General features: G+C 72.5%; 10 protein-coding genes. 5 read left to right on the top strand and 5 right to left on the bottom strand.

Annotation, left to right across the window (positions count from 1 at the left end; genetic code table 11):
* Positions 1-39 precede the first annotated feature (39 nt).
* Together SNOUR_RS24480 and SNOUR_RS24475 are read left to right on the top strand one after the other, a co-directional pair.
* Entirely contained in the window at positions 40-1,032 is a 993-nt protein-coding gene (locus SNOUR_RS24480; protein WP_067350919.1) for a glycosyltransferase family 2 protein, read from the top strand.
* Positions 1,032-1,481 (top strand): GtrA family protein, encoded by a 450-nt coding sequence (locus tag SNOUR_RS24475; protein WP_067350917.1) that lies wholly within the window; start codon positions 1,032-1,034, stop codon positions 1,479-1,481. The genes SNOUR_RS24480 and SNOUR_RS24475 overlap by 1 nt, the downstream gene beginning before the upstream one ends.
* On the opposite strand, the gene SNOUR_RS24470 is transcribed toward SNOUR_RS24475, so the two are convergent.
* A complete protein-coding gene (locus SNOUR_RS24470) occupies positions 1,478-3,658 on the bottom strand; it encodes a PIG-L family deacetylase (RefSeq protein WP_067350914.1) in 2,181 nt (726 codons plus the stop codon). The genes SNOUR_RS24475 and SNOUR_RS24470 overlap by 4 nt on opposite strands.
* 348 nt (positions 3,659-4,006) lie before the next feature.
* Between SNOUR_RS24470 and SNOUR_RS24465 the strand changes: the two genes are divergently transcribed.
* The gene (locus SNOUR_RS24465; protein ID WP_174717896.1) at positions 4,007-5,686 is read left to right on the top strand and encodes a serine/threonine-protein kinase; all 1,680 of its coding nucleotides are present in this window, start codon (positions 4,007-4,009) and stop codon (positions 5,684-5,686) included.
* A gap of 105 nt (positions 5,687-5,791) precedes the next feature.
* Here the strand turns inward: SNOUR_RS24465 and SNOUR_RS24460 are convergent, their stop codons facing one another.
* On the bottom strand, positions 5,792-6,427 hold the full coding sequence (locus SNOUR_RS24460; RefSeq protein WP_067350911.1) for a TetR/AcrR family transcriptional regulator: 636 nt from the start codon (positions 6,425-6,427) through the stop codon (positions 5,792-5,794).
* A 155-nt stretch (positions 6,428-6,582) separates the two neighbouring features.
* On the opposite strand from SNOUR_RS24460, the gene SNOUR_RS24455 reads away from it, so the two are divergent.
* Positions 6,583-7,524, top strand: coding sequence for an ABC transporter permease (locus tag SNOUR_RS24455; RefSeq protein WP_067350908.1), 942 nt, complete (start codon positions 6,583-6,585; stop codon positions 7,522-7,524).
* 4 nt (positions 7,525-7,528) lie between these two features.
* Positions 7,529-8,332: an ABC transporter ATP-binding protein gene (locus SNOUR_RS24450; RefSeq protein WP_067358701.1), complete on the top strand. Its 804-nt coding sequence runs from the start codon at positions 7,529-7,531 to the stop codon at positions 8,330-8,332.
* A 203-nt stretch (positions 8,333-8,535) separates the two neighbouring features.
* On the opposite strand, the gene SNOUR_RS24445 is transcribed toward SNOUR_RS24450, so the two are convergent.
* The 3 genes from SNOUR_RS24445 to SNOUR_RS24435 all read right to left on the bottom strand — a co-directional run bounded on the left by SNOUR_RS24445 (position 8,536) and on the right by SNOUR_RS24435 (position 15,171).
* On the bottom strand, positions 8,536-13,494 hold the full coding sequence (locus SNOUR_RS24445; protein WP_067350906.1) for an NAD-glutamate dehydrogenase: 4,959 nt from the start codon (positions 13,492-13,494) through the stop codon (positions 8,536-8,538).
* A gap of 404 nt (positions 13,495-13,898) precedes the next feature.
* The gene (locus tag SNOUR_RS24440) at positions 13,899-14,561 is read right to left on the bottom strand and encodes an HAD family hydrolase (RefSeq protein ID WP_067350903.1); all 663 of its coding nucleotides are present in this window, start codon (positions 14,559-14,561) and stop codon (positions 13,899-13,901) included.
* Positions 14,562-14,664: 103 nt separating this feature from the next.
* On the bottom strand, positions 14,665-15,171 hold the full coding sequence (locus SNOUR_RS24435; protein WP_067350900.1) for a DUF6912 family protein: 507 nt from the start codon (positions 15,169-15,171) through the stop codon (positions 14,665-14,667).
* Positions 15,172-15,195 lie beyond the last annotated feature (24 nt).

Genomic DNA, 15,195 nt, shown 5'->3' with positions numbered 1-15,195 from the left:
CCTGACACCCGGCGAACCCCCCGGCGAAACGGCCCGCTCATGAAGCTCTCCATCGTCGTGCCCTGCTACAACGAAGAGGCCGTCATAGGCCGCTTCGACGAACAGCTGCGCGCGGTGCTCGACCCGCTCGCGGTCGAGTACGAGCTGTGCTACGTGGACGACGGCAGCCACGACGGGACGCTGCCCCGGCTCCGCGCCCTGGCCCACCAGCACCGCGGCACCACCCGCTACCTCTCCTTCAGCCGCAACTTCGGCAAGGAGCCGGCGATGCTGGCCGGGCTGCGGACCGCCACCGGCGACGCGGTGATCATCATGGACGCCGACCTCCAGCACCCGCCGGAGCTGATCGAGAAGATGCTCGACCTCTACCAGCTCGGCCACGACCAGGTCATCGCCCGGCGCAGCCGGGACGGCGACCGGCGGCTGCGCACCGTCCTCAGCCGCCTGTACTACCGCGCCGTCAACACCTGGATCGACGTCGAACTGGTCGACGGCGCGGGCGACTTCCGGCTGCTGTCCCGCAAGGCGGTGGACGCGCTGGTCTCGCTGCCCGAGTACAACCGCTTCTCCAAGGGGCTGTTCTCCTGGATCGGCTTCGACACCGTCAGCTTCGACTACCGCAACGCCGCCCGGGAGGCCGGGGAGACCAAATGGCGCTTCGGCTCGCTGGTCAACTACGGCATCGACGGGATGATCTCGTTCAACTGCCGTCCGCTGCGCGCCGCCATCTACGCCGGGCTGAGCCTGGCGTCCCTCGCCACCCTCTACGCCCTGTGGGTCATCGGCGTGGCCGTCGCCGGCGGGGTCACCGCGCCCGGCTATGTGACGCTGGTGGCCATCATCGTGGGACTGGGCGGCCTGCAGATGGTGATGCTCGGACTGATCGGCGAGTACATCGGGCGGATCTACTACGAGACCAAGCGCCGGCCGCACTTCCTGGTCAAGGAGAGCGACGGCGCCACGCCCACGGGCGCCCCGGTGCGCGCGCCCACTCCCTCCGGGACCGCCGCCGTGGGCCCGCGGTCCCCCTGATGCGCGGCCCGGCCGCGGCGGTCCCCTGGGGACAGGTGGCCCGGTTCACGATGGTCGGCGGCGTCAACACCGCGACGTTCTACGCCTGTTACCTGCCGCTGCACCGGCTGCTGCCGTACTTCGCGGCCTACACGGCCGGCTTCGTGCTCAGCCTGGTCGGCTCCTTCTTCCTCAACACCTACTTCACCTACCGCACCCGCCCCACCTGGAAGAAGTTCCTGCTCTTCCCGCTGACCCAGGTCACCAACTACGCGGTGCAGAGCGCCGGTCTGGTGACGCTGGTGAGCTGGCTGGGGATGAACAGCGTGGCCGCGCCGCTGGTCGCGGCCCTGCTGGCGCTGCCGGTCACCTTCGTCGTCTCCCGGCGGATCCTGCGGCCACCGCGCCGCCCGGACGGCGCCTCCGATCAGCCCGAGTCGCCGCCGGCGCGCTCCGGCCGACCGGCCTAGGCCGTGCCCGCGGCCCGCCAGGCCAGGAACGGCGCGGTCTGGCCGGCCTTCTGCTGCCGGGCCGTGTACAGCCGGCCGTCGTTGCCGAGGGCGACCAGCACCGCCCGGCCGGCCGTGTCCTGGGCCACCCCGGCCGCCGCCGAGTGCGCCAGTGCGCACCGCTGCCAGGGCTTGGGCGCGGCCTGCGCCATCGCCACCCGGACGTCGCCGGCGTCGTCCCGGGCGGCCAGCACCATCCGGTCGCCGCGACCGGCCGGCGCCAGCGCCACCCGCCCGTAGCCGCCGGCCCGTTCGCACTGCCCGGAGACCCGCCAGGTGCCGAGCGCCCGCCGCCGCTCGGCGATCAGCACCCGGGCGGTCATCGACTGCCGGTAGGCGATCCGCACCATGCCGCCGGCCAGGGGGACGACGCTGACCGGACCGCCCGGCTCCGGCAGCCCGGTGGCCGCGCCGGGCCGGGGCGTGCCCCCCGGCTCCTTGGACACCCAGTGCTGCACGGTCCGGACGCTGGGCGCCACCAGGTGGATCAGCCCCCCGGTGTCCACACACGCGTCGATCCCGTCGACGACCTGCGGGGACGCCGTGAGGGTGCCGACCCCGGCCGGCCCCTCCAGCCGGTCCCAGGGCGACCACTGCGCGCCGTCCGGCCCGCCGCGGTGGCCGATCCCGCCGTCCCAGGTCCGGACGAAGACGTGCACGGTGCCGTCCGGCGCCGCCACCGCGGCCGGGTAGCCGACCTCCAGCGACCGGACCGGGTCCGGTTCCGGGGACCCCAGCGACGCCCAGTCCCCGAAGGCGGGCACCCCACCCCGGCCGGTCCCGGTCTGCCGCGCGGTGACCAGCTCGCGGTGGTGCTCGGTGTCCGGCCCCGGCAGGACCGTCCGGGACGCGAACAGCTGGAGCGTGCCGTCCGGGTGGCGCACCACGTGGATCTGACTCTCCAGCGACTCCCCGCCGACGAGCGCCGGGGCGCCGAACCGGCCGCTGCCCGGCGCCGTCTCCGCCCAGCAGTACGCGGCCCCGCCGAGCACCGCGAAGGCGGTCAGCCGCCCGTCCCTGGCCGGCCGCACCCAGGCGTTGGAGCCGGGGGCGCGCAGCCGGGTGCTGCGGGTCCAGTTCCGCGGGCTGCCGTTGAGCGCGGTGCCGCCGACCTTGCGGTCGCCGCAGCCCGCCGGGTCGGCGCAGGGGCGGCGGTCGACCCAGCCGTAGATGTTCAGCGTGCCGGCCTTGCGGCGGGCGGTGGACAGGTCGAGGTCGTTCGGCAGGACGCCGAGTTCGTAGCCGAGGTAGTTCTCCACGATGGTCGGGGCGGGGGCGCCGCGTCCCCAGTAGCGGGCCAGCGCCGCCTGGGTGAAGTGGGCGGAGGCGGTGTGGTCCTGGTGGTCGAAGTAGCGCAGCCCGGCCAGCCGCGGGTCGAGGGTGGGCAGCTGCGGCTTGTCGGAGTGCACCGCGTTGGGGTCCAGGGTGCGCACGACGGTGGGCCGGACCCAGTCGAGGACCTCGGCCAGGGTGTCGGTGACCTGGTCGCGGGTGTAGCGGAACTGCCGCTGGACGGGGCTGCCCTCGGGGCGCAGCGTGGGCAGCGCGTCGATCACCCCGAGCCAGAGCCCGCGCAGGCTGGTGGCGCGCGGCAGGTAGACCGCGCGGGCCTCCACCAGCTCCACGAAGACCAGCTGGTGCTGGGGGGCGGCGCGCAGCGTCTGGACCTCCACCTGCAAGCCCGACAGCAGGGTGCGGGCCTCGGCGTCCCAGACGCTCTCCTCGTCGCCGGTGGCCATCTGGGCGTGCGCGGCGAGCAGACCGTTGACCCGGGCCCGGGCGAAGGCCGACCGGTCGGGCACCACACGGTCGTGCAGGGTGCTGCGGCGGGGCGCGTTCCGGCCGTCGGACTCACCGCCCGTCAGGCACACCGTGACGGTCCGCGCGCCGCTGCGGATGGCCTGTGCCAGGCCCGGGTTCATGAAGAACAGGCCGTCGTCGGGGTGCGCGATGACGTGCAGGAACACCTGCTCGGCCGGATCCTCGGCGGACTCCTGCGAACGGGCCGGCGGGGCCGGGCGGGTGCCGTCCGGGGACAGCCAGGCCCAGACGCCGGTGCCCACGGTGCCCGCGAGAACGGCACCGCCGGTGGCCTGAAGCAACCGGCGGCGGGAGACGAGCGGTCCTGACCGGGGCACGTCCTCAAGTATTTGCGGGCCCCGGCGATCCCGCGCGCCCGCGGTGCCCGCGGCGGCGCCCCCGTGCACCGGACGCCGGGGCTCACCCACCCCGCACGACAACCCTTTCGGGTGAACGCCCGTCAGTCGACCGACGGGCGCCACGCCGGCGGGCCGCCACCGCGCACCCCCGCGCCCCCGCCGACCCGGCCGGCGGACTGCCCGCGCCGGCCCCGGAGTTGGCGTCCTGGTCATTCCGCCGGACAGGTGTACGGATAACATCCCCGGTAGTTCTCGATCGGGGGGTGGCTCCACATCAGCACGCACGACGACGTCTTCAAACCCCTGCGCGCCGAGGATCCGCGGGAGGTGGCCGGCTACCGGCTGCTAGCGCGGCTCGGCGAGGGCGGCATGGGGTCGGTGTACCTCACCCGCACCCGCGGCAACCAGCCCGCGGCCCTGAAGGTCATCCGCCGGGAGTTCGGCCAGGACCCGGACTTCCGCAGCCGCTTCGAGCAGGAGGTCCGGGCCGCCCGCCGGGTGCAGGGCTACCACATCGTGCCGGTCCTCGACCACGACACCGGCGGCGAACTCCCCTGGCTGGCCACGGCGTTCATCCCCGGCCTGCCGCTCGACGAGGCGCTGCGGGACGGCCCGCTGCCGCTGCCGGCGGTCTTCCAGCTGATCGGCGCGGCGGCCGACGCACTGGGTTCGGTGCACGCCGCCGGGGTCGTCCACCGCGACCTCAAGCCCAGCAACGTACTGCTCGGCCCGCAGGGCCCCTACGTCATCGACTTCGGCATCGCCCGGGCCGCCGACGCCACCCAGCTCACCCGCAGCGGCGGCTTCATCGGCACCCCGCAGTACATGTCCCCCGAGCACGCGAGCGGCGCGCAGGTCACGCCCGCCGCCGACGTCTTCTCGCTGGGCCTGATCGCGGCGGTCGCCGCCACCGGCCGGCACCCGTACGGGGACGGCGCGGCGATCACCGTCGCCGCCCGGATCGCCAACACCGCGCAGGTCGCCCCGGACCTCGACGACTACCCGGAGGCGCTGCGCCCGCTGCTGACCCGCTGCCTGTCCGCCGACGCCCGACTGCGGCCGACGCCGGCCGAGTTGGCGGAGCTGTGCCGGGCGGCGTCCGGGCGCGGGCCGCGGGACTTCGACGGCTGGCTGCCGGACGCGGTGGCCGCCGAGATCGCCCGCCGGGAGCGCGCCGCCAAGGAGCTGCCGGAGCCGCCGCCGGCCGCGACCCCGCCGCCGCCCGGCTACGCCCCGACCCAGGGCCCCGCCGGCTACACCCCCACCCGGGGCACGGGCCCGCACGCCGCCCCGACGCAGGGCGCCACCGGCCCGGTGCCCCCGCCGCCGGGCGGCCCGCACGCGACACCCACGGTCGGCCCCGGCGCGCCCGCGGCCGGCAAGCGGCGCAGCCCCGTGCTGCGGGCCGCGGTCGGCGCGGTGGCGCTGGTCGCCGTGGTCGGCGTCACCTGGACGGTGGCACGTGCCGGCAGCCCCGGCGACGACGTCAACAGCCGCCACAGCTCCTCCAGCGGCCCGGTCACGCCCACCCCCGCGCACCAGAACACCACTCCGCCCGCGCAGACCCCCTCGCCCGACCAGAACGCCGGCTACCAGGTCGTGTTCAAGGACCGTCCGTTCGCGCTGCGCGCCCCCGCGGCGGCGGACTTCAACTCCATCGACCTGGACGTCCCCAAGGCGATGCCGGGCGTGCAGGGCGACGACTCCCCCTTCGAGATCTCCTACGTCTCGGTGGCCGGCGAGGGCCTGACGTTCCGCACCCCCATGGGCCGCAGCACCGGCCGCACCGCCCAGGCGTGCCTGGACGGTTCGCACACCGACGTCCTCCCGAAGACCATGAAACGCGAGGAGCTGGACAAGGGCCGCACGATCCACGTCGGCACCCTGCTGTGCACGGAGACCACGGACGGCAACCTGGCGATGGTCGAGATCACCGGGATGACCCCGAACACCGCGAGCGAGATGCCGGACTTCGCGACGAAGGTGACGCTCTGGAAGAAGGGCTAGGGCCTGTCCGATGGGTCAGGCCCTAGGCGCCTTCCGTTCCGGAAGGACGGGGCGGGGCGGCCGGATCTCCTCCGGCCGCCCCGCCCCGCTTCGTACCCGCCCGGCCTACTCCGCGCCCAGCGCCGCCGTCACCGACCCGGCGAGCGCGTCGAGGTACCCCGCGGGCACCTCGTCGCGGACCACCAGCAGCCGCCAGTACAGCGGCCCGGTCAGCAGGTCGAGCGCCAGTCGGGGATCCACGTCCGGCGGCAGCTCGCCGCGCTCCACCGCCCGCGCCACCACCGCCGCCGCGACACCCTCCTGGCTGTCGTGCAGGGCGGCCTTGAGCGCCTCGGCCAGCTCCGGGCTGCGTGCCGCCTCGGCGAGCAGGTCCGGGATGATCTGCGAGGCCATCGGGTGTCCCAGCGCCCGGGCCGCGACCTCCAGCACCATCCGCACATCGCCGCGGAGCGACCCGGTGTCCGGGGCCGGCAGCCCCGCCGCGGCGACCGCCGAGACCACGTCCAGGACCAGGTGCAGTTTGGAGCGCCAGCGCCGGTAGACGGCGGTCTTGCCGACCCCGGCCCGGCGGGCGATGCCCTCGATGGACATCCGGGCGAAGCCGACCGCGGCCAGCTCCTCGAAGACCGCCGCGCGGATCGCGGCGGTCTTGTCCTCCCGCAGCACGGCGGCGCCGGCCGGGGCCCGGCGCGCCCCGGATGCCGCCGGGCCTCTCTCGCTCTCGGTGCCGTTTTTTGCCATGCCTTGATCCTAGCGGCACGACGCTACGGTTGCGTTTCGACGTGACCTCGCTCTAGTCTCGGCGTCGCGACGATACGGACCCGTTCCGTCGTCGTCCGGATCCTGCCGTCCCCGCGACCGCACTCCGCAGCCCCCGTACGAAAGCGAATGGCCGCATGCCCCAGACCCTCGCGCCCCCGGCCCCCGAACCGGCCGCCGTCCGACCGTCCGGCTCCGGCACCGCGCCCGACGCGGAGCTGAGCGCCCTGGCCGAACGCCACGGCCTCACGGTGAGCGGCGCCCGCCCCTCGCTGTCCGAGTACACCCGCCAGCTGTGGCACCGACGGCACTTCATCACCTCGTTCGCCACCGCCAGGCTCACCGCGATGTACACCACCGCCAAGCTCGGCCAGCTGTGGCAGGTGATCACCCCGCTGCTCAACGCCGGCGTCTACTACTTGATCTTCGGTGTGCTGATCGGCACCCGGAAGGGCGTCCCGGACTACATCCCGTACCTGGTGACCGGCGTCTTCGTCTTCACCTTCCTGCAGAACTCGGTGATGGCCGGCACCCGGGCGATCTCCGGCAACCTCGGCCTGGTGCGCGCCCTGCACTTCCCGCGCGCCTGCCTGCCGATCTCGTTCTGCCTGGCACAGCTGCAGCAGCTGCTGTACTCCATGGGCGTGCTGATGGTCATCCTGCTGGCCTTCGGGCAGCTGCCGACCTGGTCCTGGCTGCTGGTCGTCCCGGCGCTGGCCCTCCAGTTCGTCTTCAACACCGGCCTGGCGATGGTCATGGCACGGCTCGGCGCGCGGACCCCGGACCTGGCGCAGCTGATGCCCTTCATCATGCGGACCTGGATGTACGCGTCCGGCGTGATGTTCAGCATCAGCGTGATCCTCAAGGGCAAGCACCTCCCGCAGATCGTGGTGGTGCTGCTGAACGGCAACCCCGCCGCGGTCTACATCGACCTGATGCGCTTCGCCCTGATCGACAGCTTCACCCGACACCAACTCCCGCCGCACGTATGGGCGTTCGCGGCCGGCTGGGCGCTGCTCGCGGGCGTCGTCGGCTATGTGTACTTCTGGAAGGCCGAGGAGCGGTACGGACGTGGCTGAGCACATGACGGAAGACCAGGGCGGCACCCGCCCGACGGCAGCGGACGAGGCCCGCGTCCCGACCGTGATCGCGGACGATCTCCACATCGTCTACCGGGTCTACGGCACCGGTGCGGGCAAGGGCAGCGCGACCGCCGCGCTCAACCGCATCGTCCGGCGCCGCCCCTCGGTGGGCGTGCGCGAGGTGCACGCGGTCAAGGGCGTCTCCTTCACCGCCTACCGCGGCGAGTCGATCGGCCTGATCGGTTCGAACGGCTCCGGCAAGTCGACCCTCCTCAAGGCCGTCGCCGGACTGCTGCCCGCCGAGCGCGGCAAGGTCTACACCCACGGCCAGCCCTCGCTGCTGGGCGTCAACGCCGCCCTGATGAACGACCTCACCGGCGAGAAGAACGTCCTCCTCGGCGGACTGGCGATGGGCATGAGCCGCGAGCAGGTCCGCTCCCGCTACGACGACATCGTCGACTTCTCCGGGATCAACGAGAAGGGCGACTTCATCTCCCTGCCGATGCGCACCTACTCCTCCGGCATGGCGGCCCGACTGCGGTTCTCCATCGCCGCCGCCAAGGACCACGACGTGCTGCTGATCGACGAGGCGCTGGCCACCGGCGACCGGGCCTTCCAGAAGCGCTCCGAGGCCCGCATCCGCGAACTGCGCGAGGAGGCCGGCTCGGTCTTCCTCGTCAGCCACAACAACAACTCCATCCGCGACACCTGCGACCGCGTCCTCTGGCTCGAAAGGGGCGTCCTCCGCATGGACGGCCCCACCGACGAAGTCCTCGCGGCCTACGAGGAATTCACCCACGCCTAGGACCCGCAACTCCCAGCCCGTCCGGCGTTTGAGGACGAGCGCAGCGATACCCCGGCCCGCACGGGCCCACCACCCGCACCCCCTGAAGCCCCACGGCCCCACCGCACCGGCACACCACGCACAAGCGCCGGACGGGCATCACCAGCCCGTCCGGCGCTTGAGGACAAGGGGGGCGGGCGCCGAACGGCGCCGCCCCACCCGGCTCAGCTATGCGTACGCAGCAACGTACGCATCGTCCGCATGGCCACCGAAAGGTTCGCCAGATCGAACCCCTCGGACCCGTGGATCTCCTCCAGCGTGGCCCGGGCCCGCGTCAGGATCGCGACGTTGGTCTCCTCCCACGCCTTGAACCGCTCCTCCGGCGTCGCGGACCCGTTGCCCACCGCGAGCACGTCCGAGGTGAGCGCGGCGTGCGCGGCGAAGAGGTCCTCGCGGATCGAGGCGCGAGCCATCGACTGCCAGCGGTCGTTCCGCGGCAGCTCCAGGATGCGGTCCAGGAGCTGGTTGATCCGCAGCCGGTCGCCCAGGTCGTAGTAGACCTCGGCGACGGCCAGCGGCTCCTTGCCGGTCCGGTCCGCGATGGCGACGATGTCCAGCGCCGGGAAGACCGAGGAGAAGCCGGACACCTGGACGGCCAGCGGCTCGGGCACCCCGGCGTCGGTCAGCTCCTCCAGGATCGTCCGGTACCACTCCAGGTCGCTGCCCTGGAGCAGCTTGGGCAGCTCCGCCCAGACCTGCGCCACCCGCTCCGAGAAGAAGTCGATCGTCCCGGACAGCTCCAGCGGCTGGCGGCGGTTGTTGAGCAGCCAGCGGGTGCCGCGCTCGACCAGCCGGCGCGAGTGCAGCCGGATCCGGGTCTGGACGTCGGCCGCGGCGGTGTTGTCCAGCGCCTCGACGTCGTCCCAGACCTGGCCCAGCCGGAAGATCGCGCGGGCCGCGGTGTGCGCCCGGACGACCTCCTCCAGCGACGCCCCGGTCTCCTCCCGCATCCGGTGCAGGAAGCTCGTACCGCCGGTGTTGACGGTGTCGTTGACCATCACCGTGGTGACGATCTCGCGGCGCAGCGCGTGCCCGTCGACCTGCTCGGTGAACTTCTCCCGCAGCGCGGTCGGGAAGTAGGCGTACAGCAGGTGCTGGAGGTAGGGGTCGTCCGGCAGTGCCGTCTGGATCAGCTCGTCGGCCACCGTGATCTTGGTGTAGGCGAGCAGGACCGCGGTCTCCGGCTGGGTCAGACCGCGCCCGGCGCTCAGCCGCTCCCGGATCTGCCGGTCGGCGGGCAGGAACTCCAGCGCCCGGTCCAGGTGTCCGTCGCGCACCAGGCGGCGCATGAAGCGCTGCTGGGCGTGGAGCATGCTGGAGGACTGGGCGATGGCCAGCGCCAGCGCGGTGTTCTGCGCGTAGTTGTTGCGCAGCACCAGCGAGCCGACCTCGTCGGTCATCTGCGCCAGCAGCTTGTTGCGCTGCTTGACCGTCATGTCGCCGTTGGCGACGACGGAGTTGAGCAGGATCTTGATGTTGACCTCGTGGTCGGAGGTGTCCACACCGGCGCTGTTGTCGATCGCGTCGGTGTTGATCTTCCCGCCCGCCGAGGCGAACTCGATCCGGCCCAGCTGGGTCAGGCCGAGGTTGCCGCCCTCGCCGACGACCTTGACCCGCAGGTCCTCGCCGTTGACCCGGATCGCGTCGTTGGACTTGTCGCCCACGTCGGCGTGCGACTCCGTCGACGCCTTCACGTACGTGCCGATGCCGCCGTTCCACAGCAGGTCCACGGGGGCCTTGAGGATGGTCTGCATCAGCTCGGCCGGCGTCATCTTCTTCACGCCGGACTCGATGCCGAGCGCGGCCCGCACCTGGGCGTTGATCGGGATGGACTTGGCCGACCGCGGGTGGATGCCGCCGCCCTGCGAGAGCAGTTCGCTGTTGTAGTCCGCCCACGAGGAGCGCGGCAGCTCGAACAGCCGGCGGCGCTCGGCGTACGAAGTCGCCGCGTCCGGCTTGGGGTCGAGGAAGATGTGCCGGTGGTCGAAGGCGGCGACCAGCCGGATGTGCTCGCTGAGCAGCATGCCGTTGCCGAAGACGTCACCGGACATGTCGCCGACGCCGACGACGGTGAAGTCCTCGGTCTGGGTGTCGTGGCCCAGCTCGCGGAAGTGCCGCTTGACCGACTCCCAGGCGCCGCGGGCGGTGATGCCCATGCCCTTGTGGTCGTAACCGGCGCTGCCGCCGGAGGCGAACGCGTCGCCCAGCCAGAAGCCGTAGGACTCGGCGACCTCGTTGGCGATGTCGGAGAACGTCGCGGTGCCCTTGTCGGCGGCGACCACCAGGTAGGTGTCGTCCTCGTCGTGCCGGACGACGCCCTTGGGCGGCACGACCTCGCCGGCGACGAGGTTGTCGGTGATGTCCAGCAGACCCGAGATGAAGGTCTTGTAGCAGGCGATGCCCTCGGCCAGCCACGCGTCGCGGTCCTGCGCCGGGTCCGGCAGCTGCTTGCCGACGAAGCCGCCCTTGGCGCCGACCGGCACGATGACGGTGTTCTTGACCATCTGCGCCTTGACCAGGCCGAGGATCTCGGTGCGGAAGTCCTCCCGCCGGTCCGACCAGCGCAGACCACCGCGCGCCACCTTGCCGAACCGCAGGTGGACGCCCTCGACGCGGGGCGAGTACACCCAGATCTCGTAGGCCGGGCGGGGCGCCGGCAGATCGGGGATGGCCTGCGGGTCCAGCTTCATGGACAGGTAGGAGTGCGGCCGGCCCGTGCTGTCGCGCTGGTAGTGGTTGGTGCGCAGGGTCGCCTTGATGACGGTGAGGAAGGAGCGCAGGATGCGGTCCTCGTCGAGGGAGGCGACCTGGTCCAGGGCGCCGTCCAGCTCCTCCAGCAGCCCGTCGATCAGCTCGGTGCCGGCGCTCTGCCGCTCCGGGGACATCCGCGCCTCGAAGAGCGAGACCAGCAGCCGGGTGGTGTGGACGTTGTTGGAGAGGGTGTCCTCCATGTACGTCTGGCTGAAGGTCGAGCCGGCCTGCCGCAGGTACTTGGCGTAGGCGCGGAGCACCATCGCCTGCCGCCAGTCGAGGCCGGCCCGCAGCACCAGCTGGTTGAAGTCGTCGCTCTCGGCGGCGCCCGTCCACACCGCGGTGAACGCCTCCTGGAAGCGCTCGCGGGCGTCGTCGCCCGAGACGTACGAGGGCATCCGCAGACCGAAGTCGTAGATCCAGGCGAGCGTGGAGTCCGCGCAGCGCAGCTCGTGCGGACGCTCGTCGATCACCTCGACGCCCAGGCGGTTGAGGCCGGGCAGCACCTTCGACAGGGAGACCGGCTCGCCCCGGCGGTAGATCTTGAAGCGGCGCTCACCGGGGCCGGCGTTGACCGGCTCGTAGAGGCTGACCGCGAAGTCGTGGCCCGGCTCCCCGGTGAGCTTCTCCAGGTGTTGGAGGTCGGCGACCGCGCCGCGCGGGTTGTTCTCGGCCTTGTAGCCCTCGGGGAAGGCGTGGGCGTAGCGGCGCAGCAGCTCGGCGGCGCGCTCCTCGCCGACCTCGGCGGTCAGCGCCTCGGCGAAGCCGTCGGCCCAGGAGCGGGCGGCCTCCACCAGCCGGCTCTCGATGCGGTCCACGTCCGTGTCGGTGAGCTCGGACAGCGCGGTGCCGGGCTCGACGCGGATGAGGAAGTGCAGCCGGGAGAGCACCGATTCGGTGTTCCAGGCGGTGAAGTCGACGCTGGTGCCGCCCAGTTCCTCCTTGAGGATGTCGATCAGCCGCAGCCGGACGGCGGTGGTGTAGCGGTCCCGCGGGAGGTAGACGAGGGCGGAGTAGTAGCGGCCGTACTCGTCCTGGCGGAGGTAGAGCCGCAGGCGGCGGCGCTCTTGGAGGTAGAGCACGCTGGTCGCGATGGACCGCAGCTGGTCGGGCGGGGTCTGGAACAGCTCGTCGCGCGGGTAGGTCTCCAGGATCTGGAGCAGGTCGCGGCCGTCGTGGCTGTTCGGGCTGAAGCCGGCGCCCTCCAGGACCTCGGCGACCTTGCGGCGGATCACCGGCACCCGGCGGACGGACTCGGTGTACGCGGCCGAGGAGAACAGGCCCAGGAAGCGCCGCTCCCCGATGACGTTGCCCTCCTTGTCGAACTTCTTCACGCCGACGTAGTCGAGGTAGGAGGGCCGGTGGACGGTGGCGCGGCTGTTGGCCTTGGTCAGGATCAGCAGCTTGTGCTCGCGCGCCTTGGCGCGGGCGTCCGCGGGCAGCCGGTTGAAGGACGGCGAGACGGGGTGGCCGGCGTCGCTCTCGCGGTGTGCCGGGTCGGAGCGCAGGATGCCCAGGCCGGTGCCGGGGATCGCGGTGAGGACGTCCTCCTCGGAGCCGTCCTCGCAGGGCGCGGAGGCGAGCTCGTACTCGCGGTAGCCGAGGAAGGTGAAGTGGGCGTCGGAGAGCCAGCGCAGCAGCTCCCGGGCCTCCTCGACATCCTCCTCGCGGATGTCGTCGGCGATCGGCTCGGTGGGCAGGTCCTCGGCGATCCGCAGCGCGGCGGAACGCATCTTGTCCCAGTCCTCGACGGCCTCGCGGACGTCGGAGAGCACCCGCAGCAGATCCGCCGTGATCTGCTTGAGGTCCTCCTTGTCGGTCTCCCGGTCGGTCTCGACGTGGATCCAGGACTCGGTGACCGCGTCGTGCGGCAGCTCGGCGACCTTGCCGCCGTTGGCGCCGCGCCCGCCGCCGTTGGCGCCGAGGATCTCGATCAGCTTGCCGGTGACGTCCCGGCGGACGGTGACCTGCGGGTGGATCACGACATGGATGCCGCGCCCCTGCCGCGAGAGCTCGTTGGTGACCGAGTCGACCAGGAAGGGCATGTCGTCGGTGACCACCTCGACCACGGAGTGGCTGCACATCCAGCCGTTCTCCTCGACGGTCGGGGTGTGCACCCGCACATTCGCGGTGCCCTGGGGCCGGTGCTCGGCGAGGCGGAAGTGGGAGAGTGCGGCACCGAAGACGTCGACCGGGTCGCGGTCGGCGAGGTCCTCGGGGGCGGTGTGCAGGTAGTAGCGCTGGAGGTATCCCGTAAGGGTGTCCGGGTCCAGTCCGCGGACCGGGGACTTCCCCCCGGCCGGGCTGCTCTCACCTACCCGGGCGGCCCTCGCGAGCAGCTCGTTTTTGGCTTCGTCCAGCTTGGTCTGCATGTCCTCTGGCTCCTGTCGCGCGCCGTTGCGTGACGTTGTGGAAAAACGTGGGAAGGGCTGCTGAAGCCGCACAACGCCACCGCGACGCGAGGTGTCCTGTCGCTGTCGACGCTATGCCGCGATGGGGGGAGGCCGTGCCGTTGTCGACGAGTTGTGATGACGTCGACATGGATTGGCGGCCGCAACGGTCAGCGCTCGCCCGGTCACGGTGGTGTCCCGGGCGCACGGCGGGGGCCTTGCCACCCCCGCGGGCTATCGCGCTGATCACGGTGCAAGGCTATCTCTCCCGGCAAGTGCCCCGTTATGCGCCGTGCACGTAAAACCACACCCTTAACTTGGCCCTTCTGGACAATGGGGCGCCGAGGTGGCGTATGCGTGGCGGCTCGGGCGCCGGTCCCCGTCGCCTAGGCGGCGAGGTCCTCCGCGATCTGCACGGCCTCGGTGAGGCTGTCCACCACCGGTACCCCGGCGGCCGTCAGGCTGCTCCGGCTGTGCGATCCGCCGGTGTACAGCACGGCGTGGGCTCCCGCGTCGCGGGCGGCCACCGCGTCGTCGACGGCGTCCCCGATCACCACCGTACGCCCCGGGTCGACGCGCTCCAGGGCCGCCAGATGGCGCACCATGTGAGCGCTCTTCGACCCCCCGGACGGGCCCGTGCGGCCCTCGACCCGCACGAAGCGCGAGGCGATGCCGAGGCCGCGCACCAGGGGTATCAGCTCGTCATGGCCGAACATGCTGAGGATCGACTGGCTCCGCCCGGCCGCCTGCCACGTCGCCAGCAGCCCGTCCGCGCCGTCGGCGAGGCCGCAGCCGGCCCGGTGCTCGGTGTAGTGCCGGTGGAAGGCCGCGTCCATCAGCAGCCACTCGGCCTCGGTCGGCAGCCGCCCCATCAGCCGCTCGTAGAACCGCGGCACCGGCACGCAGTACAGCTCGCGGTACCGCTCCAGCGTGATCGGCTCCAGGCCGATCTCCGCGAAGGCGGAGTTGGTCGCCGCGATCACGGCGTCGGTGTCGTGGAACAGGGTGCCGTTCCAGTCCCACACGATGTGCGCAACGGGCTTCGTCATGTCGTCCCCCGGTCCTTCCCCCGTGCGGTTGCCATGGGGAAAACCGTACCCGCCGCCACTGACAGCGGCGCCGAGCCGGCGGCCGGGCCACCGCGCCGGGGCGTCACCCCAGCAGCTGCGGAATCTCCTGCACCCCGAACCACATCAGGTCGTGGTCCTCGGCGCCGTCCACCGTGAACTGCGCGTCGTCGTCGCCGAGATCGGCCGCGCCCAGCGCCGCCGCGGCCGCCGCCACGTCCTCCTCCGCGTCCGCGGAGTCCACGTGCACCGCCGCCGCCTTCGACAGCGGCACCGGCCCGGTGATCCGCACCTCGCCCAGCGACGACGGGTCCAGCCCGCGGTCCGGGTCCACGGCCGCGCCGCGGTCCGGCACGTCCACCGCCACCACGACCCGCCGCCGGGGCACCTCCGGGTGCCCGGCCAGCAGCCGCAGCGACGCCTGCGCCGCGCGGTTGAGCGCCGCGTACTCCAGCTCCTCGATGTCGTCCGAGACGTACCACTCCCGCAGCGCGGGCGTGACGGCGTACGCGAGCAGCGGGCCGGCCCCCAGCTCGCCGCCCTTGTGTGCCTCAGCGAGCCCGGAAAGCGTCAGGGGGACGTAGACACGCATAACAGCCGCTCTCGCTAGATCCAG

Origin of the sequence: Streptomyces noursei ATCC 11455, from assembly GCF_001704275.1 — a bacterium.
In the GTDB taxonomy this organism is placed as follows: domain Bacteria; phylum Actinomycetota; class Actinomycetes; order Streptomycetales; family Streptomycetaceae; genus Streptomyces; species Streptomyces noursei.
This window is presented reverse-complemented; position numbering and strand designations above follow the sequence as displayed.

Coding starts and splice junctions, on each gene's coding strand:
- SNOUR_RS24480 (WP_067350919.1), top strand. CDS start 40: ATGAAGCTCTCCATCGTCGTGCCCTGCTACAACGAAGAGGCCGTCATA.
- SNOUR_RS24475 (WP_067350917.1), top strand. CDS start 1,032: ATGCGCGGCCCGGCCGCGGCGGTCCCCTGGGGACAGGTGGCCCGGTTC.
- SNOUR_RS24460 (WP_067350911.1), bottom strand. CDS start 6,427: ATGGCAAAAAACGGCACCGAGAGCGAGAGAGGCCCGGCGGCATCCGGG.
- SNOUR_RS24455 (WP_067350908.1), top strand. CDS start 6,583: ATGCCCCAGACCCTCGCGCCCCCGGCCCCCGAACCGGCCGCCGTCCGA.
- SNOUR_RS24450 (WP_067358701.1), top strand. CDS start 7,529: ATGACGGAAGACCAGGGCGGCACCCGCCCGACGGCAGCGGACGAGGCC.
- SNOUR_RS24445 (WP_067350906.1), bottom strand. CDS start 13,494: ATGCAGACCAAGCTGGACGAAGCCAAAAACGAGCTGCTCGCGAGGGCC.
- SNOUR_RS24440 (WP_067350903.1), bottom strand. CDS start 14,561: ATGACGAAGCCCGTTGCGCACATCGTGTGGGACTGGAACGGCACCCTG.
- SNOUR_RS24435 (WP_067350900.1), bottom strand. CDS start 15,171: ATGCGTGTCTACGTCCCCCTGACGCTTTCCGGGCTCGCTGAGGCACAC.